The organism is Paenibacillus ginsengarvi (assembly GCF_003626695.1).
In the GTDB taxonomy this organism is placed as follows: Bacteria; Bacillota; Bacilli; order Paenibacillales; family NBRC-103111; genus Paenibacillus_AB; species Paenibacillus_AB ginsengarvi.
The window spans coordinates 202,402-227,071 of record NZ_RBAH01000004.1 but is presented as its reverse complement, the minus strand read 5'-3'; the positions used below and the strand labels follow the sequence as shown (position 1 = coordinate 227,071).

Sequence of the window (24,670 nt, the reverse complement as noted above, 5' to 3'; positions counted from 1 at the left end):
CGTTGGCTGAATGCTTGTTATCCCTTTAATCGTATACGGTTACGGGACTTTTGTCATGTCCAAGTTGCGCAGGGCGGCGCCTCCTTACTTGGAAGCGGAGGTGCTCTCCGTCAGTCGCCGCGTTTCCTCCTCGATCCGCTCAGGGGCTATCCGCTCGAATAGCAGCTCGAGCTGACCGATTTCCAGACCCGCAGGGACAGCAGCGAACTGCCACGACTGCTTTTTGAGCCGGAGGAAGCCTTGTATTTTCGCGCATGCAAAAGGCAGGAACGGCTCCAGCAAATTAGCCAGGTTGGCGATCACCTGCACGCATACGAATAACGTTTGCTCGCAAGCGGCGCGGTCCTCCTTGAACGTCACCCAAGGCTTCCGCTCGTCGAAATATTTGTTCGCCCGGCGGATGTGCGCGAATATAAGCTCCAGCGCGTCCTTCAATTGACCGTCCTCGATCAGCTGTCCCGCTTGCGCGTAAAGCCCGGTCAGCACGCTCTCCCAGTCTTCTCTCGCAAGTGTTCCGGGCGGAACCCGGCCGCCGAACGACTTCGCGATAAAAGCAAGCGTCCGGTTCACGAAGTTGCCGAAGGCGCCGAGCAGCTCGCCGTTATGGCTGTAGATGAATTCTCGCCACGAGAAATCGGTGTCCCGCTTCTCGGGACCGTTCGCGATCAGGAAATACCGGATCGAGTCGGGATCGTAACGGCTCAGCACGTCGGGCACCCATACGGCCCAATTGCGGCTCGTGGAAATCTTTTTCCCCTCAAGCGTCATATATTCGCACGAAACGATCTTATCCGGCAAATGCAGATCACCCGCTCCGAGCAGCAGCGCCGGCCAGATAAGCGAATGAAACGGTACGTTATCCTTGCCGTGGACGTAATAGGCGGTGACGTCGCCGGCGTCCTTCGACCAGAACGGCTCCCAGCTTCGGCCGCTCTCCTCCGCCCACTGCCGGCTTGCGGACCAATAGCCGCTGACCGCTTCGATCCAGACGTAGATTTTCTTCCCTTCGAACCCTTCGACCGGGACGTCGACTCCCCATGACAAATCCCGGGTGACGGCCCGGTCGGGCAGTCCTTCCTCCAAATACCGCCGCGTCAGACGGACGGCATTGTCTCGCCAGCCTTCCGCCCGGCCCGCATAGTCCGACAGCTCCTGCTGAAAGCGCGACAGGGCGATATAGTAATGCTCGGTCGGCCGCTCGACGGGGCGGTTGCCACACAGCTTGCAAGTCTTATCCGATAAATCCGCAGGGTCAAGCAAGGTGGAGCAATAGTCGCACTGGTCCCCTCGCGCCCGGTTGCCGCATACCGGACAAGTGCCTTCGACGTACCGGTCGGGCAGAAATTGGCGGTCCGTTTCGCAGTACGTTTGCAGCATCGTTTGTTTGTACAGATGGCCGCCGTCCAGCAGCTTCAGAAACAGTTCCTGCACCACCCGGTGATGGAAGGGCTGGTCCGTGCGCGTATACAAATCGTACGTAAAGCCGAGCCGCTCAAAGCAATCGGCGAATTCCCGGTGATACCGGTCGGCGATATGCGAGGGCGGCACTCCTTCCTGCAAAGCTTGCACGGCAACCGGCGTGCCGTGGCAGTCGCTGCCGGAAACGTACAGAACATCGTCGCCTTTGGCGCGAAAATACCGGGCGAGCACGTCGCCGGGCAGCAGGCTGGCGAGCCGTCCCAGGTGCAGCGAACCGTTGGCGTACGGCCATGCGCCGCCGATAAAGATGTGGGCCATGAACATCATCCTCCATCAGAACGTGTTTGTAACACGCCGTAGTTTGTGGGAAAACAAAAAAAACTCTCGTCCCAAAGGGACGAAAGCTTGCCGCTCACGTGGTACCACCCCGTTTCGTGAAGGCCTAAGCGGCCATTCACCTTAAACGTCGCCTTGTAACGGGGGCGGAAGCCCGGCGCAGTCTACAGCCGAATGAGGGTTCGATGCGCAGCTCGGAGACCATCTGCCCGGGGGCTTTGCTCCTTTTCCAGCAAACGGAGCTCTCTGTAAAAGCCGTATCCCGGTACATCTTCTCGTCTTCACAAATTCACGGTTATGCGATTAGATGCACTATAGCAGAACGCCGTGAAAAAATCAACGGACAATTCGCAACATTCAGACAAATGACTACGACTTCGGCTTGCGGTACGCCTTCTCATGAAAGCGGGTGATGCAGCGAAACAGGGCTTCGCCGTCGTCCGGCAGCGGATTCTCGGGATCGAAGCTAACGTACATGGCCCGGTACGGCTCCGGCACCCAAATGTAGCGGTGAACGTACGCGGTAAGACGGAAGCCGCACCGCTCCCAGAAGCGGATGCGCCGTAAATTGTCCGGCGTCTGCTCTGCTTCGACTTCGACGATGATGCCCCGGCAGCTATGCACCCGTTTCGCCCAGCCGGCGATTAGGCGAGTCCACTCCCGGCCGCGTCCTTCGCCGCGATAGCTCCGCTTCACGGCGATATAGTCGATGATCAGCGCGCCGGTTTTTTCGTCCAGCCCCGTAAGGGCCATCGCGACCGGTTCCTCGCCGACGCTTGCCACGTGCAGCGTACACATGCGCTTCTCGAACATGCGGCGGATGATGGACGGCGGCTTGCGGCCGTGCTCCGGAAACGCTTCGTTATAGATCGGCTCGGCTTGGCGCCAGAGCGCTTCATCCCAGTTGTCCGTTAGGCGATGCTCCATCGTTTTCTTCCTCCCGGCACCATCATAGCAAACGTTAACGGACGAAACAAAATGAAACGGCCGGTCCGCAACCGGTTAAACATACAGGCTGTCGCGAATAAGCTATAGCAACAACAAGGGGGGATCGTCAGATGAGCTTGATTCGCATGGAAGGCGTCGGCAAACGTTATTCGCAGGGCGGCGAGACGTTAAAGGTCCTTGACGGCATCTCGCTCGACATCGGGCAAGGAGAGTTTGTCGCGATCGTCGGCCCGTCGGGCTCCGGCAAGTCGACGCTGATGAATGTGCTCGGCTGTCTGGACGTAGCGGACGAGGGATTGTACGAATTGGACGGAACAGCGGTGCGCAGCATGAAGGACTCTGAGCTGGCGGTTATCCGCAACCGGAAAATCGGCTTCGTGTTCCAAAGCTTCAATCTGCTTCCGCGGCTGACCGCCTTCGAAAACGTGGAGCTGCCGCTTATTTACCGGGGGCTCGGGCGCAAAAAGCGGGAAGCGGCCGCTCTTCGGGCGCTGGACGACGTCGATTTGCTGAACCGCAAAGATCATCGTCCGGCCCAGCTGTCCGGCGGTCAGCAGCAGCGGGTGGCGATTGCGAGGGCGCTGGCGGGCGATCCGCCGATTTTGCTCGCCGACGAGCCTACCGGTTCGCTCGACTCGGCTACTGGGGCGGAGCTGCTTAGTTTGCTGAAGCGACTGAGCGAGCAGGGCAAAACGATCGTTATGATCACTCATGATGCGGCGGTGGCGCAGCAGGCGCGGCGAATCGTGACGATACTGGACGGCAAAATCGTGCATGAAGCGATAATAGAGCGATAGCCGGATGATCCCGATCCGCCATGAGGCGGGGCGGGATTTTTTTATATGGTCGGGATTTTATTTGATTTATAAATTTACATAAAAAATTATAAATCAATAAAAAGCATTGCTTAAGATTATGAAAAGAAGTGTTTGAGTTTTTACTGATTTTTATTGACATATTAGTATTTCGGCTCTAATATTTAACTTGAAAAGGGAATATTTGTAAATCAGTATTAATTATAAAATTATAAACCACAAACAAGAAAAAGATTGCCTACCAGGTCGGTTTCGCGTAAAGAGATTGCAAGTACCCTTTTCAATACGAAAACGGAGGCAAAGCGATGAACGACGAACGACGCATGGATCGGAGAAAATTGCTTGCGGCAATCGGAACGGCAGGAAGCGGAGCGTTTCTGTATCAAGCGCTCCAGGGCGGAGGTGGAATCGGAGTGGTACAAGCGGTGTATGGCGGAGAGAGCGGCGAATGTCCCGGCGGAACATCCGTCGCAGCTTCGATAGCGGATCTTCGCACAGCCGACCGTACGAAAGTGACGGGGGCTTTCGTTGCGGGCTATTATACGCCGGGGGACGGCGGCGGGGGAATGTATGCCCTGGATGCTGGGGATACGACGACCCCCGATAACGGAGGGACTGTTATCGTTGCAGCAGACGGCGGACGCTGGAAGTTATCGGCTGCGGGCCTCGTATCCGTCAAGCAATTCGGAGCGATCGGCGACGGCATATCGGACGATACCGCGCGCATTCAGACTGCCGTTTACGCCTCGAGCGGCAAGCGGCTGTTTTTCCCGAAAGGCGACTATGTCGTTTCCGCCCTCGCGATCTCGGTATCGCTGGAGTTATGCGGCGAAGGGCCTGAATCGGTCATTCGGCAAAAGGAGCTGTCCAATCGGAATTTGATCCAGATCGCCGGAAGCGGTACGGAAGTTTCGTTGTTCGATATGACGATCGACCAGAACAGCGGCAATCAAACCTACGGTTTAGGCAAGTTTGCGATAAATTGCACCGCGGTGGGAAACGGTACCTCGCATCCGGCTATTCTTCACGTTGAACGAGTACATCTGACGAATACGTGCGAGGGAGCGATCCGTTTTCTGGGCGACAGGACGGAGACGAACCGGGAGATGCTGCGCGTCATTCGGTGCCGGTTCACGAACGGCTCGGAAAGCAGATCGAGTCCGGCCTACAACACGTTTACGATCTATATAGCCGACGCGGCCACGGCTGCGATCGACGGATGCCACTTCGAGCATGTGCCGTCGGAATCGGGCGAGGGCATCCCGGCCATTTCGATCGCGGGAACGAACGTTTCCTCGCCGGAATATTCGAAGTTGTCCATCACGAACAACTATATAAGCGGCTACGGGCGATTTACGAACGGCAGCGGCATCGGCGCCATCGATATGTACATTTGGTCCCGCAATGTCGTCGTATCCGGCAACCGCTTGGAGAACAGCCACGTAGTGCCGATTCGGGGCAAGGTGAACGCCGATAACGTGATCGTATCCGGCAATGTCATTCAAGGGGTTACCCAGCATTTGCCGGCGAGCGGCTCCGGGATCAGCCTCGTGCCGGCTACCGTCGGACCGGCGGCGGGCCGTTACGTAATAACGGGCAACATCGTCAAGGACAGCGGCTTCCGGGGCATCGAGATTACCGGAACGGCGGATCAGAAGCCGTCTTTCGTGGAAGTTTCGGACAATATGATCGACACGGCCGCCGAGATCGGAGTTTATGTCGGCAGTGTCAAGCATTTTGCAATCGTAAACAATATGATCTCGGGCACAGGAGGAAGCGGCATCAGTTACGCGCTGTGTGAAGGGAACGGCAAAATTGCCGGCAACCTGATCCGCAATACGGGCAGTACAGGAATCGGATACGTCGGCGTGCAGAAAAGCTTGTGTGTATCGATCGAAGACAACATGCTCGATACGCCCGCGAGTCAAGGGATCGCCGCGGAAAATATCGGCGAGCTGCTGCTTCACGGCAATATCGTGAAAAACGTGGCAAGCGTAGGCGGCACGCAGCGGGCGTTCCGTATCGGCGGAACATCCGGGATCGATCTGGCGAGCATCAGGAACAATGTCGTCAGCGGCCCTGTAGCGAGCGGAGCCATAACGTATACGGGAGTAGGTGTGACGACGCTTCAGGAAGCGGGGAACAGCTGGAACGGCTCTGTGAAGTTCGGAACGGCCGCGCCGACGTCGGGAACGTACGACCGCGGGGATCTGCTGTATCATGCTGCGCCTGCTCCCGGCGGCTGTATCGGCTGGGTTTGTACGGCAGCGGGCACGCCGGGAACATGGAAGGCGTTTGGCGCGATCGAAGCTTGAAGGTTTGTTACAGAATGAATGATGGCGGAGGGGAAAGCGTGGAGAGAAAGATAGCCTTACTTATGGATCGCGACAATCTGGAATCATTGTTTGATTCGCTGCACAGACAGCGGCTAAACCGGCTGGGGAACGTTGTGACGGTCACAGAGCCGGGAGCGCTGACGCCCCAAAAGAGCGCGGAGCTGATTCGGGGAGCCGAGATCGTCGTTACCTCTTGGGGGTGTCCGCCGCTGGATGCGGCCATACTGGAGCAGGCGCCGGACCTGGGGCTCATTGTGCATGCGGCCGGAACGGTAAAGCGGATCGTAACCCCGGATGTCATCGCCAGGGACATTCCGGTCAGCAGTGCGAATAGCGAGCTCGGCAGAAGAGTGGCGGAGACGGCGCTCGGTTTGACGATCGTTTCGCTGAAGCATATTTGGCAGCTTGCCCGGGATTCCCGCGAAGGCGAGTTTGGCCGGAACCGGCACCGGGTGAAGGAAATGTACGGCATTACGGTGGGCGTCATCGGCGCGGGCCAATCCGGCAAACATTATTTGGAGCTGCTGCGGCATTTCCGTGTTCGCGCGCTTGTGTACGATCCGGGGCAAACCGAGGAGCAGATCCGAGAGCTGGGAGCGGTCAAAACGTCGCTGGAGGATTTGATGCGCGAGTCCGACGTCGTATCCGTACACGCTCCCGCGATACAGGCTACGAACAATATGATTAACGCTCCGCTCCTGAAGATGATGAAGGACGATGCGATTCTGATCAATACGGCGCGCGGCTCGCTGATCGACGAAGAGGCTCTGGTTGCGGAGCTGAGCGCGGGGCGGCTGTGGGCTTGTCTGGATGTGACGAATCCGGAGCCGACAGCGCTCGACCATCCGTTTCGCAGCTTGCCGAACGTGACGCTCATTCCGCATGTCGCCGGTGTGGTGACGAACGGCTTGCGCAGTCTGGGAGAGTTTACCGTAAATGAACTGGAAGCGTTTGCCGAGGGGAGAAGGCTGCAAGGAACGGTTCAACTGGAGAAGCTTCACATGCTGGCTTAAGTCCGGTTGACATAATCATTTTGTTACAGAGAGAGGGAGGTCTGTCCATGATTCAGAAAAATTTGTTGGTTGCTGCTGTGCCGATCGGGCTCCTTGCGTTTGCGCTCGCGGCATGCGGCGGAAGCGATACCCCGGCCGCAGTTCCGGGTCCGGCGGAGAAGCCCGATGTGAAGCCTGCCGAAGCGAAGAAGGAACCGTATACGCTGACGATTTTTACGGAAGGGGTCAAGCCGGAGGAATTTAACGCCCGATTCAGAGAGCGCCTGGAGAAGAAATTTCCCCATATTACGTTTCAGTACCAGATGTCGGGCACGGGGGCTACGATCAACGATCTTGTGGCGCAGAAAAAAATTCCCGACATTATGCGGATCGACATCCCCGGGATGAAGGCCAAATATTTGGATCTCGGATTGTCCAACGGCTTGGATTCGCTTGTCAAAACGACGAAATACGATTTGAAACGGTTCGAACCCGTATTCATCCAGGAAATGGTGGAGGCCGGGCGTTCGGGGGAACTGTACGGACTGCCGGTTCCTCCGTACTTTCCGCTCGTCCTGTACTACAACAAAACGATATTCGACCAGTTCGGCGTCCCTTATCCGAAGGACGGCATGAGCTGGGACGACATCTATGAAATCGCCAAAAAAATGACGCGCAGCGAAGGCGGGCAGCAGTATCGCGGCTTCAGCGCCAGCGTCACGGGGATGCTTCGTGACAATCCGTACTCGCTGCCGATCCTCGATCCGTCGGCAGACCGGCTGGCCGATCCGGAGAAATGGAAGGCGATGTTTGCGAATTTGAAGCGATTTTACGATATTCCGAACAACGCGATGGAGAAAAACGCCACCGACGAAATTAACGTCTTCGGTAAAGGGAAGGTGGCGATGATGGGCAACCAGCACAACATTTACTTGACGATTCCGCCGGAGATCAACTGGGATATCGTGTCCTACCCGACTCTGGACGGCGCCCCCAGGCTGATGGGACAGCGGGGACCGGCATACTGGGCGATTACACGGCAGAGCGAACACAAGGAGGAAGCGTTCCAGGTCATTGCGGAGATGCTGGCCGACGAAGTGCAGCTGGCCGACTCGAAGAACGGATTGCCGACTACGCTCGTCAGCCCGGATATCAAAAAAGCCCTCGGCGAGTCTCATCCGGTGTACAGTCAAAAAAATATGAAAGCGGTCCATACGTACCCCGGGGCCGCGCCGACTCCGAAGCGGAAGCCGGAGCTGACCGATGTGCTCGGCCGCACGCAGGAGGCGATCCTGTTCGAGGCGTTCCAGAAGGTGGCAACCAATCAGGAGGATATCAATACGGCGCTGCGGCAGGCGGACGATAGGCTGAGACAGGAAATCGATCTGGAGAAAAGCAAGAGCAAGTAAGCGGCCTGCGGCTCGGGGCAACCGCTTATCGATTGCGGTCGGTGGCAAAGGGAGCGGAGGAGGGCCATGTATCTGGAGCAGCGAAGCGGTCGCCTTTACAAGCGGATTCTAACCTTGATCAGTTCAATCAAGGAATCTGATTGTAAGAGCGAGTGGAAGATCATGGTCCTCCGGAGTGTCCTTTCCACCGCCCTTACTTTCGTAAGCGATTGCCCTGCCCGCGGCTTTGCCGCCTTGTCATTCCTGCGGTTATCGTGTATTTTTGTTTGTAAGAAACGAGATGAAGTGGTGAGCAGCGATGGAGGAGAAGTCGGGGAGGAAATATTTCCGCGAGCGGATGGACAGTATGGTGCGCACGATTCGCGAGGAGATCCGGACCGGAAAGCTGAAGGACGGCGATTTCCTGCCCTCGGAGAAGACGTATGCCAAGTCGTACGATCTGAGCAACAAGTCGGTGCGGCAAGGGCTTGATATTCTCGTTGCCGAGCGGCTTGTGGAGAAGATTCCGCGTGTCGGCAACAAGGTCGTACGCCCTTCGTCCGAGGCGCGCACGACGGTCAGGCTCGGCTACTATACGTCGCTTCTGGAACAAGCGGCTCTCGAGCCGCTGCTCGAACAGTTTCAGGAGCGGCATCCGGATATTCGGGTCGAGCTTGTACCGCTCCCTTCCTCTCACACGGCGCAGGCTTTGAGGCCGCTGCTTTGTGACGGACACATCGACCTGCTCACACTGAGCGCTCCCGGGTTCGCCGACTTAGCCGAGAACGGCGGGACGGAGGAGCTGGAGACACTGACGCCCGATCCTCAAGTCTACAAGTTTTTGACGGAAACGATGAGCGATAACGGCGAATTGAAGGCGCAGCCGTTCGTGTTCTCGCCCCTCATCCTTTGCTACAACCGGGCGCATCTTCGCAAAATGGACGTGCCGGAGCCGGATAGCGGCTGGAGCTGGGACGATTTGTTCGAGTATTCCTCGAGGCTGAATGTCGATAACGAGCGGATCGGGTTTTATTTTCACTTTCCGTCCTACAACCGGTGGCCCGTGTTTTTGCTGCAAAGCGGCATGACGTTCCGCCGCGACGAAGAAGGCCGCATCGGGCTGGAAGGGGACGGGCTGCGAAACGTTTTGCGAATTTGTCAACGGCTCATCGCCAGGCAGAGCGGTTTTCCGCTGCTGCTGTCCGAACGGGAGGCGGATGCCGAGAAGCTGTTTTTTGCGGGCAAGGTGTCGATGATTATGACGACATATTACAGTCTCAACGCGTACAGGCAACAAACGAATGTGAAATACGACATCGCTCCGCTCCCGTTCGGCAGCGAAAACCGGACGCTGCTGCTCGCCATCGGTCTGGCCGTGAACCGCATGTCCGAACGCAAGGATAGCGCCAAGCTGCTGCTCGATTTCCTGATGTCGTACCGCTCTCAGCTTGCGATCCGCCAAGCTACGCTCAGCATCCCGAGTCTGAAGCCGGCAGCGGAATGGACCGGGTACGAGAAGATGTACCGGCCGTCCAGGTTCCACTTGTACCGTGAAATCATACCGACCTTCGCCCCGCACAGCCGCCTGAAGCTGAGCATTGAGGAATTGCAGCTGTTCCAGCGGGAGGCAAGGCTGTATTGGTCCGGGCTGGAGACGGAAGAGGCGCTGCTGGAGAGACTGGGCTCCATGCTGTCGCGAACGGCGGACAGGTAGAGGGGGCGCGCTTCCCGCCGCTTCGGCTCCGATCGGGTCGACTTATATGGCGAAGTTGGAACGCGGTCCTCCGATCGGGTATAGTGGAGGGAAGACCGTCCGCACGCAGGCGGTCCGATACCATTAGCGGACAAGGAGACTTTCGTCATGCTGTTCATCGACAACCGCGGCATCACCGACCCGACTCTTAATTTGGCGCTCGAGGAATATGCGCTGAAACAGTTCCACTCGAACGAGGACTATTTATTGTTTTACATCAACGAGCCTTCGATCATCATCGGCAAAAACCAGAATACGGTCGAGGAAATTAATGCCGCCTACGTGAAGGAAAGCGGCATCCACGTCGTCAGGAGACTGTCCGGCGGAGGTGCGGTTTACCACGATCTCGGCAATCTCAACTTCAGCTTTATTACAAACGACGACGGCAAGTCGTTTCATAATTACCGCAAGTTTACGGAGCCGGTCGTTCAGGCGCTGCATAAGCTAGGCGTGCATGCTGAGCTGACCGGACGCAACGATATTCAGGTCGGCGAGCGGAAAATATCCGGCAACGCGCAGTTTTCCACGAAAGGGCGCATGTTCAGCCACGGCACGTTGATGTTTAACTCGGAGATCGAGAACGTCGTCTCGGCGCTTAACGTGAATTTGGAGAAAATCCAGTCGAAGGGCGTCAAGTCGATCCGCAGCCGGGTGGCGAATATTTCCGAGTTTTTGACGGAAACGATTACGATCCAGCAGTTCCGCAGCGCTTTGCTCGAATCGATCTTCGGCGGCGCCGATATCCCCGAGTACAAGCTGACCGAAGCCGACTGGGAGGCGGTCCGCAAGCTTGCGGACGAGAGGTACCGCAGCTGGGACTGGAATTACGGCAAGTCGCCGTCGTTTAACGTCCGCAAGACGAAACGGATCGAAGGCGTAGGCACGTTCGACATTCGGCTTAACGTGGAGGGCGGCAAAATAACGGGAGCGGTCATTTACGGCGACTTTTTCGGCGTAGGCGACGCTTCTGAGTTTGCGGACAGGTTGATCGGAACGAAATACGACGAAGCGGCCGTGAGCGAGCTGCTTGCGGATGTCGATTTGACGTATTATTTCGGCCGGCTTGGAAAAGAACAACTGCTCGAGCTGCTGTTTTGACCGTTTGGATTGAAAAAACAGGAATGGGCTGTCCAATAAGTCCTCCAAATAAAAAGGCCGGGCGATAAAACGTGACGTTTTCTGTCCAGCCTTTTTGTGTACCTGCTTTGCAGGGAAGTAGCGGGGCGAATCAGAAGTTTGTCTTTACTGACCCTGTTTTTTGCGATGGCTTGTCCCGCCTACCGCCATATGCAGGCGGTTTACAAATAGAAGCCATTTGAGACTCCTATCTCTCCGGAAACTCGTGCTTTTGGAAAAATAGAGTGCTTTTGAGCCTCTTATAGCCGGTGTACATGGCTCCACAAGCGATTTCGCCACGAAATAAGCGTCTCAAAAGACTGCTAGGCCCGCGCGCGGCCCAAGTACAGGTAGGATAAGACGCCTCAAGGCATCTTATTATAAACCAACTCGCTCCTGACGCCGACATCCACTCCTTCCGCCAGTGTCCGCTGATTCAGCCGTCGCAGTACCATTCCCGTCCAAAACCGAATAAACGGAAAAAGGGGCTGTCCCAATTTCGATAAGCATCCTAAGTGGGGAGTGACTTTCGGGACATCCCCATTTTGGCGCGTTTTTCCGCGAACAGCGGTCACTTGCTGCGCTGCAGGATGCTTTCGTTCACTTCCTTGACGATATCCGCGCCGCCGCGGTCCATCCATTCCTTCACCATCGTCTCCCACTCCGATACCGGACGCTGGCCGACGATCATTTTCGTCTGCTCGGCTAGCGCGTACTTGGTCAGCTCCGTCTCTTTCTGGGAGCGCGTCGCCGTTACGATGCCCCTCGCGGGATTGATGTACGTCCTGTCCTTGTATCGGACGAACATTTGCTCGATTCCGGCGGTCAGCTCGCGAAGCTGCGGAATTTGGTAAAAGGCCGAATATTGATTCGCTTCGTCGCCGGGAGCCCACATGAAGGAATCGAACAAATACGAGGACGGCACTTTGCCCTCCGACGTTTTCGTTAGCGTCAGGCCGCCTTGCCCGTCGATCGTGTAGCCTTTCCCGAGCCTGCCGAGCCTCCAGTCGTAATCGGGAGTGTTCGGCGTGCGCTCGGCGGGCGGAATGAACGTGCGGCCGAAGTCGATGACGTTCATGATTCGCTCCACCTTTTCCGGATCGTCCGCCAGTTCGGCCGACAAAGCCGTTATGCCCATAAAGCCGGACTGCGACGTATATCCCCGCGACCCGTCGGGAGCGGCGAACGGCTCGACGAAGGCGAACTCCGCATTTGGGTTCAGGCTGAGCAGCGTCCGCATATACGTCTCCGACATGCCCCGCGGCGTGGCGATGAAGATGCCGGTTTTGCCGGTATAAAATTCCTTGTTGCCCTGGGACCAGTTAAGCACGGCGAAATCTTTCGTCACCGCGCCTTCCTTGTACAGCTCAGCCAGCATGCCGATCACTTCCCGCCGTCCGGGACCGATGATGCCGGGAATAAACCGGCCGAGCGCATCCTTGTGGTACCAGGCGTCGGCGGACCAATAGGCGCCGGCGTTGTAATCGGGGCCGATATCCTGCGACAGCGCGATGCCGTACGTATCGGTTTTGCCGTTGCCGTCCGGATCGTTTCGCGTAAAGGCGAGCGCCGTCTTCTTTAACTCCTCGTAGCTCGTCGGAACGGGCAGGTTCAAGCGGTTCAGCCAATCCTTGCGTAGCATGATCACGAACGAATACTGGCTAGGTGAATAGCGGGGAATGCCGTAAATGTGACCGTTTACATAAAACTGGTCCCGTATATGCGCAGGTACTTGCCTCAGCGTCGGGTACGTTTCGTAATAGTCGTCCAGCGGGAGAAAAGCCCCCTGCTTCGCCCAATTGAAAAAGCTGGAGTCTAGATCTCTCAGCGATACGACATCGGGAATCGTGCCGGAAGCCATCAGGACGGACAGCTTGCTCGTATAGTCGGATTGCGGCACGAAGCGCGGCTTGAGCCGGATGTGAAACCGGTCCTCGATCAGACGAAGAGAAGGACCCTCCAGCGGAGGAACGTCGTCGTAGACGTAGTTGATAAAGCTGACGGTCGGAATGGTTTCGCCTGCGGCTCCCTTCGAAGAAGATGTGCCTTTGCCCGCGGCATAACCGTCGCTTTCGCATCCGGCAGCGCCAAACGCGACAAGCGAGGCCAGTACGGCGAGCGCCGCCGCGCTGCGGTCTGAAGGAAAAACGTCCATGTCGGTCATGCACCTCCTCTACCCTACAGGGCAATCGCTTACGGATAACGGGTGGTGGCAAAAGGGAGCGGAGGAGAGCCCATGCATCTGGAACAGCGAAGCGGTCGCCTTTACAAGCGGATTCCAACCTTGACTGGTTCCATCAAGGAATCCGATTGTAAGAGCGAGTGGAAGAGTATGGGACCTCCGGAGTGTCATTTCCACCGCCTCCACTTTCGTAAGCGATTGCACTGTCTATTCACATTAAACCACGGTGCGGGCAAGTATGTCTTAATTTTCTCGCTGTGAGATCCGAAATCCTGCCCGGACATCCGGGCAGGATCGGAGGCGGCGCCGCAGGTAAGCGCTCTTAGTTCCAGGCTTCCTTGACGTCCTTGATTTTGATTTCGGCGTTCATTTCCTTGATCAGCTGCTCGCCGCCCTTCGCTTTCCATTCGGCGACCATTTTGTCCCAATCGGCGATCGGACGCTGCCCGGCGATCATCTTCGTCTGCTCGTCGTACAAATATTTGTTCAGCTCCGCGCCCTTCGAGATCAGCGTCTCGGAAACGATGCCGTTAGCCGGATTGGCGTAATATTTCATCGTCGAATACGATTTCATAATATCCGCCGCCAGCTGCTTGAGCGGCTCCTGGTATGCGCTGAGGTAATTGACGTCCGAATCCTTCTCCGGCCAGGCGATGCCGTCTGGCAAATAAGCGAGCGGGTACAGCCCTTGAGGGGCGGTTTCCTTGCGAACGACCGGCAAGCCGTTCACCATGTCGTAGCCGGTGCCGACATTGCCGTTCAGCCAGTCGAAGTCGGCGTTTTTGTCGTTCTTTTTGTCGTCGGGGAAGAAGGTGCGCCCGATCTCGAGCATATCCAGGATGCGCCTTACCTTCGCCTTATCCTTGCCCGCTTCGGCGGAAATGACCTCAAAGCCGGCGAAGCCGCCGCCCGCCGACATGCCCTGGTAACCGTCCGGTGCCTTGAACTGCTCGACATGGACGAATTTCGCCTGCGGATTGATCTTTACGAGCCCATCCATATAAGCCTGCGACATCCCGCGCGGGGTGCCGATGAAAATGCCGGCGATGCCGGAATAAAACTCCTTGTTCGTGTTGGCCCAGTCGATTGTGGCGAAATCGCGGGTAATCGCGCCTTCCTTGTACAGATCGGCGAACATCGCTACGATATCTTTGCGAGCGTTGCTGATGAGGCCGGGAATGAAGCGGCCCTGAGCGTCCTTGTGGTACCAGGCTCCTGGCTCCCAGTAGGCGCCCTGCGTAAACGGAGGGTTGATATCTTTGCCCATCGCAAAGCCGTACGTGTCGTTTTTACCGTTTTTGTCCGGATCGTTTTTCGTAAACGCTATGGCGACCTGCTTCAGTTCCTCATAGCTAGTCGGCACTTTCAGGCCGAGATTGTCCAGCCAGTCTTTACGGATAATGGTCGTGAACCCGAACTTCGGATAATACTGCGGAATGCCGTACAGCTTGCCGTTCACGCGGAATTGATCCAGCACGTATTTCGGAATGCGCTTTAGCGTTGGGTACTGGTCGATGTACTCGTCGAGCGGAGCGAAGGCGCCCTGCTTGGCGAATTTGTTAAACTTGCTCGTCAGGTCGCCGGTCTGGAACAGCATGACGTCGGGAATCGTCCCGGAAGCGAGAGTAGCCGTCAGCTTCTCGTCGTATGAGCCTTGCGGCACGAGGTTCGGCTTGTAGTCGACGTTGAACTTCTCGTTAATCATCTTCAGCCCGCGCCCGTCGAGGCCCGGAACGTCGCCGTATACGTACCGCATGCCGGTTATCGTATATTTTTTGTTCGCATCGCTCGCCGGAGCCGTGGAGGGCGAGGACGTGCCGGACCCCTCCGGGTCCTTCTTGTCGCTTCCGGAGGAGCAGCCGACGACGCTTGTCGCGAGAAGCGTCAGGATAGCCGGGTATATCCATACTTTTGCGTTTGTCCGTATCATGCCGAATAACCGCCCTTCTTGGAATGTTTGGTGCAATCCGCTTTCGCTCTTTCTTTCGTTCCGCTTTCCGTTTGGAACGTTGCCCAACATCAGCCTTTTACCGAACCGAGCATCACCCCCTTGGCGAAATGCTTTTGCAGAAACGGATATACGATCAGAATCGGCAGCGTTGCCACGAGAATGGCTGCCATTTGGATCGTCTCCGGAGGGGGCGGGTTTTCCAGCATCATTTGCTCGGCGGCGCCGAGCGCGTTTTTGGCGTCGCTCTGGATGACGATTTGCCGCAGGATGACTTGAATCGGCCATTGCCGCGGGTCGTTCAGATACAGGATGCCGGCGAAATACGTGTTCCAGTGCCCGACCGCATAGAACAGGCCGAAGGCGGCCAGAACGGGCTTGGACAGCGGCAGGATGATACGGGCGAAAATAGTGAACTCGTTGGCTCCGTCGACGACGGCCGCCTCGTATAGCTCGTGCGGGATGTTCAGGAAAAACTGGCGGACGACGATCAGGCTGAACGGACCGATGGCCGACGGCAGGATGAGCGCCCAGATCGAGTTGAGCAGCCCCGTCGCCTTAACGATCAAATAGGTCGGAATCATCCCGGCGGAGAACAGCAGCGTGAACAGGATCAGGAACATGATCAGCTTTTGCCCGTAAATTTTGCGCGACAGGGCGTAAGCCATCGAGGCCGTAAACAGCAGGTTGACGATCGTGCCGACTGCGGTCAGGTAAACGGTCATGCCCATCGCCCGCACAAACGGCTTTGAGCCGAAAATATATTGGTAAGCGTCGGTCACCCATACTTTGGGCCACAGCAAAATTTCGCTTTTCAAAAATTCGTCGAACGTCGTAAACGATACGGAAAAAATGTACAGAAACGGAAACAGCATCGTCAGGGCGAGAAGCGCCAGAAACAAATAGTTGAGCCCGTCGAACAGCCGGTCGGAGAAGCTAGCGTATTTCATCGGTATCCTCGCTTTCTGTCAATAGATGCCGTCTTCGCCGAATTTTTTAGCGAGATAGTTGGCGCCTCCCACCAGAATCAGCCCGACGATTCCTTTGAACATGCCGACGGCGGTGGCGAAGCTGAAGTCGGATTGCTGGATGCCTTTGTAGTACACATACGTGTCGAGTACGTTCCCGATCTCCATATTGAAGGCGTTCAGCATCAGAAAAATTTGCTCGAAGCCGCTGTCGAGCACACTGCCGAGCCTCAAAATGAGCAAAATGACGATCGTGCCGCGGATACCGGGCAGCGTAATATGCCAAATCTGCCTCCACCGGCTCGCCCCGTCAACGATCGCGGCTTCGTACAAGTCGGGATTGACTCCGGCGAGAGCGGCGAGGAAGATGATCGTACCCCAGCCGATTTCTTTCCAGATAACCTGTAAAATGATTAGCGGCCGGAAAAAGGCGGGCTCGATCAGAAAGTCGATCGGCGTATCAAGGCCGAAGTACACTTGCAGAATGCGGTTAATGATGCCGCCCGAGCGCAGGAAGATGAAGAACAGGCCGACCACGATGACCCAGGACAGGAAATGCGGCAAATACACGATCGTCTGGATCAGCCGCTTGTACAGCTGGCTGCGCACCTCGTTCAGCAGGATGGCGAGCACGATCGGGGCGGGGAAGGCGAACACGATCTGCAGCAGCGACAAATACAGCGTGTTCAACAGGACGCGGACGACCTCGGGATCGGAGAAAATGTGGCCGAAATGCCGCAGGCCGACCCATTCGCTGCCGGAAAAGCCGAGAAACGGGCTGTAGTCCTGAAAGGCGATCACCATGCCGAGCATCGGCACGTACCGGTACACGATGAAATAAAGCAGGCCGGGGAGCACGAGAACGTATAAAAAACGGTCGCGCCATAACGTCAGAGCCACTTTTTTACCTGGGGAAATAACCGCTCTGGAGGCGTTCGGCGCGTTAGGTGCAGGCTGTGACATAACGAACCTCCCGGTGTAGTTTAGTATTGTTGGCGCTTACATGAAAGCGGTGAGAACGGCGCTCTCCGCCGAAGCCAAGAGTCGGCGGGAGCGCGGATCGATTATACGGAAGCCGGTGAAACGCGGATCGTTATACTTCTCGCCGCGTTGCCGCCGAGCGGCAAGGTCAGAACGGCGACCGCTTCGCGTAGTTCTGCGCGGCCGTCCTCCGCATACGGATTGAACGGATGGGAGGGCCAATCCAGCGAGTAGGCTCCCTCGAACAGAAGCTCCCAGCTGTCGTGCGCCAGCCGGCGGACGCTTTCGCCATCGCGTTCGGCGAGGCGGATCGGGCTGTCGCTTACGCCAAGCGTTTGTCCGTCGTCGCTCGTCAGCAGAGGGACTCCAGGCTTCAGCCGGAGCGGGAGGTGAACGTACCCCTCGTCACCTTCGTCGAGATCGGCAGCGAAAGCGAACAGGGCTTCTTCTGCGGAAAGGCGGTCGAGGCGCACCGTCAGTGCGCGGCTGCCGCAAGCGAGCCGGATCGCCCGGCTGCCTTCGCAGATTTCTCCCGCATCGGGCACATATGCCTGCGAGCCGTCTGCGCTACGTACCTCGAATGTGCTCCATTCCGGCTGGTTTTTGGAATTGCCGCCGCCGACGATCAGGCCGGACGACCGGTGCCAGACGCCGACGAAGCTTTGGCGGTCCTGCCCCCAGCGGGATTCGACGCAAGGTGCGGCGAAGGCGCTCAGGCAGACGTACCAGCCGTCCTGCTTAACGGCGAGCGAACGGGCCGAAACTTCCTCGAACGTTGCCCGGTCGAACAAGGTTGGGGGAGGCTCGCTGGGCATGTCGTCCGAAAGGCTCGGCTGGCACGCCGCCCAATCAGGGCTCCAATATTGCAGCAGATCGGCCAGATGGGGCATTTTCCATCTGACGTCCCGCTTCATCGCCAGACCGATCAGGCTTGCCGCGTAAGCTTCTCCGCGCGGCAGCAGCGTTAGGCCCGTGAGCCCCATCGGGCTCGGGTGGCTGTCGTACTTCGTGCGGCCGTCGACCGTCTCGACCCGTGAGCCGTCGGGATACGTGAAGCGCTCGTGAAATCCGAGCGCTTTATCCAGAGCGGCCGTGACGTCGATAGCGCCTCCGTGACGCGCATACAGTCCGAGCGCGTGTACGTAAACGAGGTTGTACAGCGTCGTCGGCCCGTGATGCTCTGGCCAGTAGCCGTCCTCGTGCTGCGCTTCCAGCGTCAGACCGATCATCGTCTCGGCCGCTTTCTTCCAGTCGGCGTGTCCGAGCACGTTCGCCGCACGGTGCAGCGCCATCGCGTTCCAGGTCGGGATGTTGTGTACGGCCGAGATTTTCTCCGAGTGCTTATCGAGCGATTCCCGCATCTCCCGGTCGATGCCCGCGAAGGCCAGCTCCAGTCCGTCCCGCCAGTCGGCTTGGCGCCCGGGGGACAGCTCGCCGCCGATCAGCCGGTACGTCTCCAGCCAGTGATACATCGACCAGGGCATGTAGATCGGTCCCCATTTGGAACCGTCGACTTTCACGAATTCGACTTTGCCGTCGGGATATTGGAATCGTCTGAGTGCGTCTCCGGCTAGGCCGATCCGCTCTATCAGCGATCCGTCCCTGTATAATCGGTTGCCGTCGGCTGAGGCCGAATAAAGCACGGCCAAACACAGCATAATGTCCTGATTGGTGACGGCCCAGCCTTGTCCCTCCATGAATCGGCCCGTTTCGAGGTCCATTTTGCCGAATTCCGCTTCCACATTGTCCGCGAACCATCGCCATACGTCCGCGCCTGCCGGTCGGTCCTGCATCGTCTTGCGCTCCATCGGTGGCCGAGCCCCCTTTTGTTTCGGTTTGGTTTCGGTTGTGGCGAGTTCAACCTTATAGAAACACAGCGTCTTTTTAACGCGCAATTATCTCTTCCCATAGACGTCCGGGGATACGGATAAAAGAACGAGGATGCGGATAAAAGCGGCAAAAAGCCCTTCTGCGGGCGGAAGGACGGGAGCGGAGGCGGCGAAAAACGGCGGAGGTAGGATGAGCGGGTGCGTGCGGTTCGATGCTGGCTCGGGAGGAGGGGAGTGTGTGAGGGAGCAATACTAGGGGCGGGGCGGTGTTGAGCGCCTCGAAGTCGTTCCGGCTACTGGACGTTGCTGGCACGTAGTAGTGTTCTTTTGAACACTACCCGAGCCGGAAGCGGTCCCTGTGCGCGAAAGTAGTGCTCTTTTGGCTACTACGGCGCATGGACCCGCCTCGCAGACGGCTCAACTGGTCGGTGTTGGGGAGAGGTAGTGTTCGTTTGGGAAAAACAAGCCAAAACAGCGGCCCGCGGGGACCGCTGTTAAAATGCTCAGGACATCATACCGTCCTGGCGATACGTTTTGCGGTACGTAGCGGGCGGCATCCCGACCGTTTTCGTGAAAATCCGCGTAAAATTGTGCACGGTCGTGTAGCGCAGCCGCTCCGTCATTTCTTTGATTGGCATATCGGTATGGACGAGCCATTCCTTGGCTTTGCCGATCCGGTACTCGATCAAATAATGGCTGAAATTCGTGTCGAGCTCGTCCTTAAACGCCCGCCCGATCTGCCCGGTCGACACGCCGAAAAAATCGGCCGCCCCTTGCAGCGACAAGTCCTGGTCGTACCGCTCGTGAATGTAGGCCAGCACTTGCTGGAGCAGCCGCTTCTGCTTGCCGATCTGAAGCGTGCTCAGCTTCTCGCGGATCGACCGGAACACGGTGTCCTTCAGCCAGCGCTCCACATCCTCCAGCGAGCTGAAGCCGTACAGAGACTGGTACAGATCGGCTTCGAAAAATTGCTCCGGCTCGTAGCCCAGCTCGTGAATAAAGCCGTCCAGCTCGCCGATCAAATAGGCGAACATGGCGAGCGCGGTCTCTTTGTTCGCCACCGATGTCGGGACAAGCCGCATCAGCTCGCCGAGCTGGCGCTCCGCCTCGGGAAAATCGCCCTGAGCGATGCTGTGAACGATCGTCTTCGACGTCTCGATTAAGGGACGGCCGGACGAACGGACGGAGGTCGGTATATCCGAGCGGGCGATCGTCACGTCGGTTCCGAGCAGCAGCCGGTACCCCATAAGCATCTGCGCTTCCTGGTAACCGTCGATCAGCCCGCCGTATTGCTGCTTGCCGCCGCTCATTGAAACGGATACGGTGAAGGGGAAATACTGCGCCACCTTCACCCGAATTTCGTCGCATACGGCGCGGACCGCCGACTCTGTGTCGTCGTTCCACCGGTCGATGCCCAGCATCAGGGCGTATTGTCCGGAGCGGGGAATGACGGTAATGCTGGAAAAGCGGTCGCCGCTAATTTCTTCGATCAGCTTGCTTAACGCGTAGGCGATCAGGGAACGGTCCTTCTTCGAGTAAACGCGCTGGAATTCGTCCAGCCGGTCGACCTCGACCATGCAGACGCACATCCACTGCCCTTCGAGCGGAAAGCCGTAATGCTCCGTTTGCCGGCGGAACTCCTGGTCGGACATTTCGCCACGAAGCAGCCGCAAAAAGACGCCCTCCCGCCAATACGGAAGCTGTTCGCCGAGCTGGACCTTGAGCTGTTTGTTGGCGGCCATCATATGCCGAAGCTGCTGGTCCAGCGTCTGGATCGCGTCGCTCCGCGCGGACGTCCCGGCGCCAAAGATCGACAGCAGCCGCTGAATCGGCACGTACAGCCGGTTCGAACCGGCGACGGCGAGCACGACCCAGATCGCCGACAAGAGGACTACCATCCCGAACGTAGCCTGCTGAATATGGTTCAGCTTGCGGTTCAGCTCCGCGGTCGGCGTCATGATCACATAGGTCCAGCTCGTAAAGGCGGAGCGCTGCGCAGACAAGTCGTATTGCTTGTGATTGAAGCTGATCTGGCTCGGCCGGTTCGGGCTTTGCTTCCAAAACTCGTACAAGCGGACGGAGCTGGCGAGATCGTATTCCGCCGCCGTCGCGTTGCTGGCAGCGACGACCTTGCCCTTCTCGTCGAGAATAAACAATATTTTTTGACCGATATTTAATTCCTTGAGAAATACCGTCAAATTGTCCGGATTGACGTGCAGGAGCAGCGTTCCGATTCCTGGCAGACTGGTCGCGGGGATCGGGCGGACGACCAAAATTTCGTTTTGCTCTGGATACGTGCCCGGGGAAACGACGACAAAGCCGTTATATTTCAGCGGGCTGTTGCGGACGATTTCGCGGTACGGAAACTGCTCCAGATCGATGTAGCCGTACAGATTCGAGTATACTTTGCCGAACTGATGATAAACGACCGAGACGTCGAAGGCGATGTCCGACAAGCTGCGGTATTTTTGCAGCGTATCCATCATTTCGGTCGATTCGGCCAAATAACGCTCGATCGAGATGCCGTGCCGGACGGACGTTTCTACAGAAGGATTGGAAGCGATTTCAAGAGACGATTTGCCGAGCGATTGCAGGAACGTATCGACATGGTTTTCGATCTGGGCGAGTATCATCTGATGGTTCAGATCAACCTCTTCTTCCACGCTGCGCGACACGGTGTAGTAGGAAAACAGGCCGAATAAGGGGATCGGGGCGATGCTCAGCACGACGATGACGGCGAGCAGCTTGCGTTTGAACGTGAGCATGCCGGAGAAGCGGCGATAAAGGTTCATGATGCATACCTCCAGGAAAGCTGGCTCGGGCAAGCGGGGAAATGATCCGTACAAGCGGTTCGATTCGGCGGCGAAGAGGAGCGGCTATCGAACACCGTTCATATACATGTATATAATTATTCTCACACTGTTTCGGGGAACTGTCAACCGCGCGCTCCCGTCCCCCTGGCAGGGCAATCGCTTACGGGTTCCGGGTGACGGCAAAACGGAGTGGAGGATCATGGGACCTCCGGAGTGTCTTTTCCCCCGCCTTGACCTTTATAAGCGATTGCCCTGCGAGCCCTCCCCAACCGCGCGCTCCCGTCCCCTGTCCGCCCGAGCAGGACATTGCGTTCTCCGCGGCGAACTATACGGGTGTACGCTTCAAACCGGTATTATGAAAGCGATTACTGAAGGTGCGGAGGTCGAACGATGGCCATGCGGAAATACCCCATCTATGAGGATTTCGTCGGGAGCAATACGCCGCATTATTTGACGCGCGCCCACCGATTCTATATCGATGTGCGGCAATCGAGGCATTGCTACTTACACCATCACAATTATGCCGAGCTATCGTTTTTTATCGAAGGCGGCGGGGTGGAGACGGTTAATGGCGTCAGCCACCGGCTTATGCCGGGCTCCGTTTCGCTCGTGCTTCCGTACCAAATGCATATTATTCGCGGCGATGTCGACCAGAAGCTGCGCAAATATTGCTGCATGTTCGATATTCAGCTGCTGACCGAGCTGAACGACGACCGCTGGTTTTCGTATATGCTGTACGGCGTCGGGGCGAACACCCCTTCTTCCGTCCATTTCGACGAATCGGAATTCGAACGCATCCATTCGATTTTCGAGTTTTTGCGGCAGGAGTACGAGGATGCGGACCGCCCGGGCCGGCCGCAGCTCATCCGCACGAAGCTGAACGAGGCACTGCTGCTGTTCCTGCGCAAAGGAATAACGGCCCGCACGGAGCAGCAATCCGAAGCGCCGGGCGCCGACGATAAAACGCGCCTTCAGTGGCAGCTGCTGCAATTTGTACACACGCATTTCGACGAAAGACTGAGCCTGAAGGAGCTGTCCGAGCGTTTTTATTTGAGCGTGCCGTATTTGAGCCGCTTTTTCAAAAGCCATGTCGGCATGGGCTTCGTCGATTACTTGCACAGACTTCGGATCGAACGCGCTTCCAGCATGCTGCTGAATACGGAGATGACGATCCACGAAATCGCCTTCGACGTCGGCTTCGACAACTCGCGCACGTTCTCGCGCGTATTCCGCGAGCTGAAAGGCAAGACGGCTTCGGAGTACCGGATGACGGCTTTGAAATAAAGATCGATAAACGGAAAAAGCTGCGAGGGCCGCACAGATTTGTGCGGCATGCAGCTTTTTCTTTTCGGGTTACGTTGTCGCGAATCGGCACGGCTGGCGTTATTTGCTGGCAGCCGCAGCCGCTTTCGCTTTCTCGATATCTTTGTCGCCATCCTCGGCCATTTTGCGCAGCGCGGTATTGACGTCCATCGCGCCTTTCGTAAGCTCATACATCGTCTTTTCCAGCGGAAGGGCGGCCGTACGCTGGTACGGCGAGGACGGGAACGGATCGGCGGGCTTGCTTTTCAGCAGGGCGCGCACGTTTTTGCCTTGCAGGAACGGCGTGTCTTGGCCGAACGCGTCCTTGGCCGCCTGGCTGGTCGTAACCGGGAAGGCGAGTGCTTTTCTGGACATGTTCGTCTGCACTTCGTCGCTCGCCAGGTAGGCGACTGCGTCGAAGGCGGCTTCCTTGTGCTTGCTGGTGCTGGTTACATAGGCGAGCGTCAGCAGCTGCTGCGGTCCGACGCCGCGGCGGTCGCTGAACTCCGGATACGTCACGACGTCCCAGTTCACCTCTTGCGGCGTTGTCGGGATAAAGTAGGCGTACATGGCGGCGACCCGGTCTTTCAGGAACAGGTTGGAAATCGTGCCGAAGGAGCCTTCCTTCGTTTCATTGCCGGGGATTTCGTAGAAACGGGTCAAATTTTTCACGAGGCGCGCCCAGCGCTCGTCGCTATTCAGCACCGACTTTTCCGTCTTCGGATCGACGAAGCCGAGGGAGAGCTGGTTCAGCCAGGCGGTGTTGTAAAATTGAGTGATAAAGCCGCGGTACTGAACGCCGCTGTCGGAGCGGGTCATCGTTTTCGCGACTTCGTATACTTCGTCCCACGTCATGCCGTCTTTCGGATACGGCCTGCCGAATTTATCGAACAAGTCCTTGTTGTACAGGAGGCCCATCGCTTGCATTTTGTAGGGGATAGCATAAAGGCCGTTATTATTCGAAAGCGCTTGCACCGCTTTCAGCGTTCCGGGCTCGAGTTTGGACAGATCGAAGCCGCGGCTTTTGGCGAGGCCGGTCAAGTCGTATTCGAATTTGAAAGGCGCAATGAGCCGGTAATGATTGATGTCCGCGTTGAGCATGATGTCGATCGGTTCCCCGGCGGCAAGCATGTTCGCGATATGCCCTTCCGGGTTCGTGTCCGGGGAGGAAATGTATTTGACCGTAATGTGCGGATATTTCTTCTGAATAAAGTCGCCGTATTGCTCCATGAAAATAGCCGGGTCCTGCTTCGCCGACGGGTCGTAAAACGTCAGCGTCACCGGTTCCTTCGGAGCTTCGGCGGCCTTGCCCGCCTCCGGTTCCTTGGTCTTCCCGTCATTCGACGCCCCGCACGCGGACAAGCTTGCCGCGGTCAGCAGCAGCACTCCCGCTTGAATCCATTTTTTTGTAGCCACAAAGACCCATCCTCTCTGATTTGGCGTAGCTCATCGATCTCCCATTTACAGTACACGAAACGGAAAAATCGAGTGCGACATTATTTATCTGGCAAGAGTCAAAATTTTACCACTTTGCGCCGGTGTGC

16 protein-coding genes are annotated in these 24,670 nt (G+C 57.2%); 7 read left to right on the top strand and 9 right to left on the bottom strand.

Annotated elements, in window-relative coordinates; translation table 11 throughout:
* Window positions 1-84: 84 nt before the first annotated feature.
* Together metG and D7M11_RS07690 are read right to left on the bottom strand one after the other, a co-directional pair.
* Window positions 85-1,737, bottom strand: a complete 1,653-nt coding sequence (gene metG, locus D7M11_RS07695; RefSeq protein ID WP_120746585.1) for a methionine--tRNA ligase — start codon at window positions 1,735-1,737, stop codon at window positions 85-87.
* Between the two features lie 387 nt (window positions 1,738-2,124).
* Window positions 2,125-2,682 (bottom strand): GNAT family N-acetyltransferase, encoded by a 558-nt coding sequence (locus D7M11_RS07690; RefSeq protein WP_120746584.1) that lies wholly within the window; start codon window positions 2,680-2,682, stop codon window positions 2,125-2,127.
* A gap of 131 nt (window positions 2,683-2,813) precedes the next feature.
* Here D7M11_RS07690 and D7M11_RS07685 point away from each other — a divergent pair, with 131 nt between their 5' ends.
* The 6 genes from D7M11_RS07685 (at window position 2,814) to D7M11_RS07660 (ending at window position 11,085) form a co-directional block, all read left to right on the top strand.
* Window positions 2,814-3,500, top strand: coding sequence for an ABC transporter ATP-binding protein (locus tag D7M11_RS07685; protein WP_120746583.1), 687 nt, complete (start codon window positions 2,814-2,816; stop codon window positions 3,498-3,500).
* 323 nt (window positions 3,501-3,823) lie between these two features.
* Window positions 3,824-5,833: a right-handed parallel beta-helix repeat-containing protein gene (locus D7M11_RS07680; RefSeq protein WP_120746582.1), complete on the top strand. Its 2,010-nt coding sequence runs from the start codon at window positions 3,824-3,826 to the stop codon at window positions 5,831-5,833.
* 38 nt (window positions 5,834-5,871) lie between these two features.
* Window positions 5,872-6,867 carry a hydroxyacid dehydrogenase gene (locus D7M11_RS07675; protein WP_158606499.1) on the top strand — a complete coding sequence of 332 codons (996 nt, stop codon included), beginning with the start codon at window positions 5,872-5,874 and terminating at the stop codon, window positions 6,865-6,867.
* Between the two features lie 47 nt (window positions 6,868-6,914).
* Window positions 6,915-8,255 carry an ABC transporter substrate-binding protein gene (locus tag D7M11_RS07670; protein WP_120746580.1) on the top strand — a complete coding sequence of 447 codons (1,341 nt, stop codon included), beginning with the start codon at window positions 6,915-6,917 and terminating at the stop codon, window positions 8,253-8,255.
* Window positions 8,256-8,553: 298 nt separating this feature from the next.
* Complete coding sequence (locus D7M11_RS07665) at window positions 8,554-9,948, top strand: extracellular solute-binding protein (RefSeq protein ID WP_120746579.1); 1,395 nt, start codon at window positions 8,554-8,556, stop codon at window positions 9,946-9,948.
* A gap of 147 nt (window positions 9,949-10,095) precedes the next feature.
* Window positions 10,096-11,085 carry a lipoate--protein ligase gene (locus D7M11_RS07660; RefSeq protein WP_120746578.1) on the top strand — a complete coding sequence of 330 codons (990 nt, stop codon included), beginning with the start codon at window positions 10,096-10,098 and terminating at the stop codon, window positions 11,083-11,085.
* 589 nt (window positions 11,086-11,674) lie between these two features.
* Here D7M11_RS07660 and D7M11_RS07655 read toward each other — a convergent pair.
* The 6 genes from D7M11_RS07655 to D7M11_RS07630 form a co-directional block, all read right to left on the bottom strand.
* Window positions 11,675-13,258 (bottom strand): extracellular solute-binding protein, encoded by a 1,584-nt coding sequence (locus D7M11_RS07655; protein WP_158606498.1) that lies wholly within the window; start codon window positions 13,256-13,258, stop codon window positions 11,675-11,677.
* A gap of 349 nt (window positions 13,259-13,607) precedes the next feature.
* Entirely contained in the window at window positions 13,608-15,215 is a 1,608-nt protein-coding gene (locus tag D7M11_RS07650) for an extracellular solute-binding protein (protein ID WP_240040993.1), read from the bottom strand.
* Window positions 15,216-15,304: 89 nt separating this feature from the next.
* Window positions 15,305-16,183, bottom strand: coding sequence for a carbohydrate ABC transporter permease (locus D7M11_RS07645; protein ID WP_120746576.1), 879 nt, complete (start codon window positions 16,181-16,183; stop codon window positions 15,305-15,307).
* 18 nt (window positions 16,184-16,201) lie between these two features.
* Window positions 16,202-17,164, bottom strand: coding sequence for an ABC transporter permease (locus tag D7M11_RS07640; RefSeq protein ID WP_120746575.1), 963 nt, complete (start codon window positions 17,162-17,164; stop codon window positions 16,202-16,204).
* 101 nt (window positions 17,165-17,265) lie between these two features.
* Entirely contained in the window at window positions 17,266-18,990 is a 1,725-nt protein-coding gene (locus D7M11_RS07635; protein WP_120746574.1) for a hypothetical protein, read from the bottom strand.
* A gap of 524 nt (window positions 18,991-19,514) precedes the next feature.
* Window positions 19,515-21,803 carry a helix-turn-helix domain-containing protein gene (locus D7M11_RS07630; protein WP_120746573.1) on the bottom strand — a complete coding sequence of 763 codons (2,289 nt, stop codon included), beginning with the start codon at window positions 21,801-21,803 and terminating at the stop codon, window positions 19,515-19,517.
* Window positions 21,804-22,214: 411 nt separating this feature from the next.
* Between D7M11_RS07630 and D7M11_RS07625 the strand changes: the two genes are divergently transcribed.
* Window positions 22,215-23,108 carry an AraC family transcriptional regulator gene (locus D7M11_RS07625; protein WP_120746572.1) on the top strand — a complete coding sequence of 298 codons (894 nt, stop codon included), beginning with the start codon at window positions 22,215-22,217 and terminating at the stop codon, window positions 23,106-23,108.
* A gap of 99 nt (window positions 23,109-23,207) precedes the next feature.
* Here the strand turns inward: D7M11_RS07625 and D7M11_RS07620 are convergent, their stop codons facing one another.
* Window positions 23,208-24,542 (bottom strand): ABC transporter substrate-binding protein, encoded by a 1,335-nt coding sequence (locus tag D7M11_RS07620; protein ID WP_120746571.1) that lies wholly within the window; start codon window positions 24,540-24,542, stop codon window positions 23,208-23,210.
* Window positions 24,543-24,670: the final 128 nt, after the last annotated feature.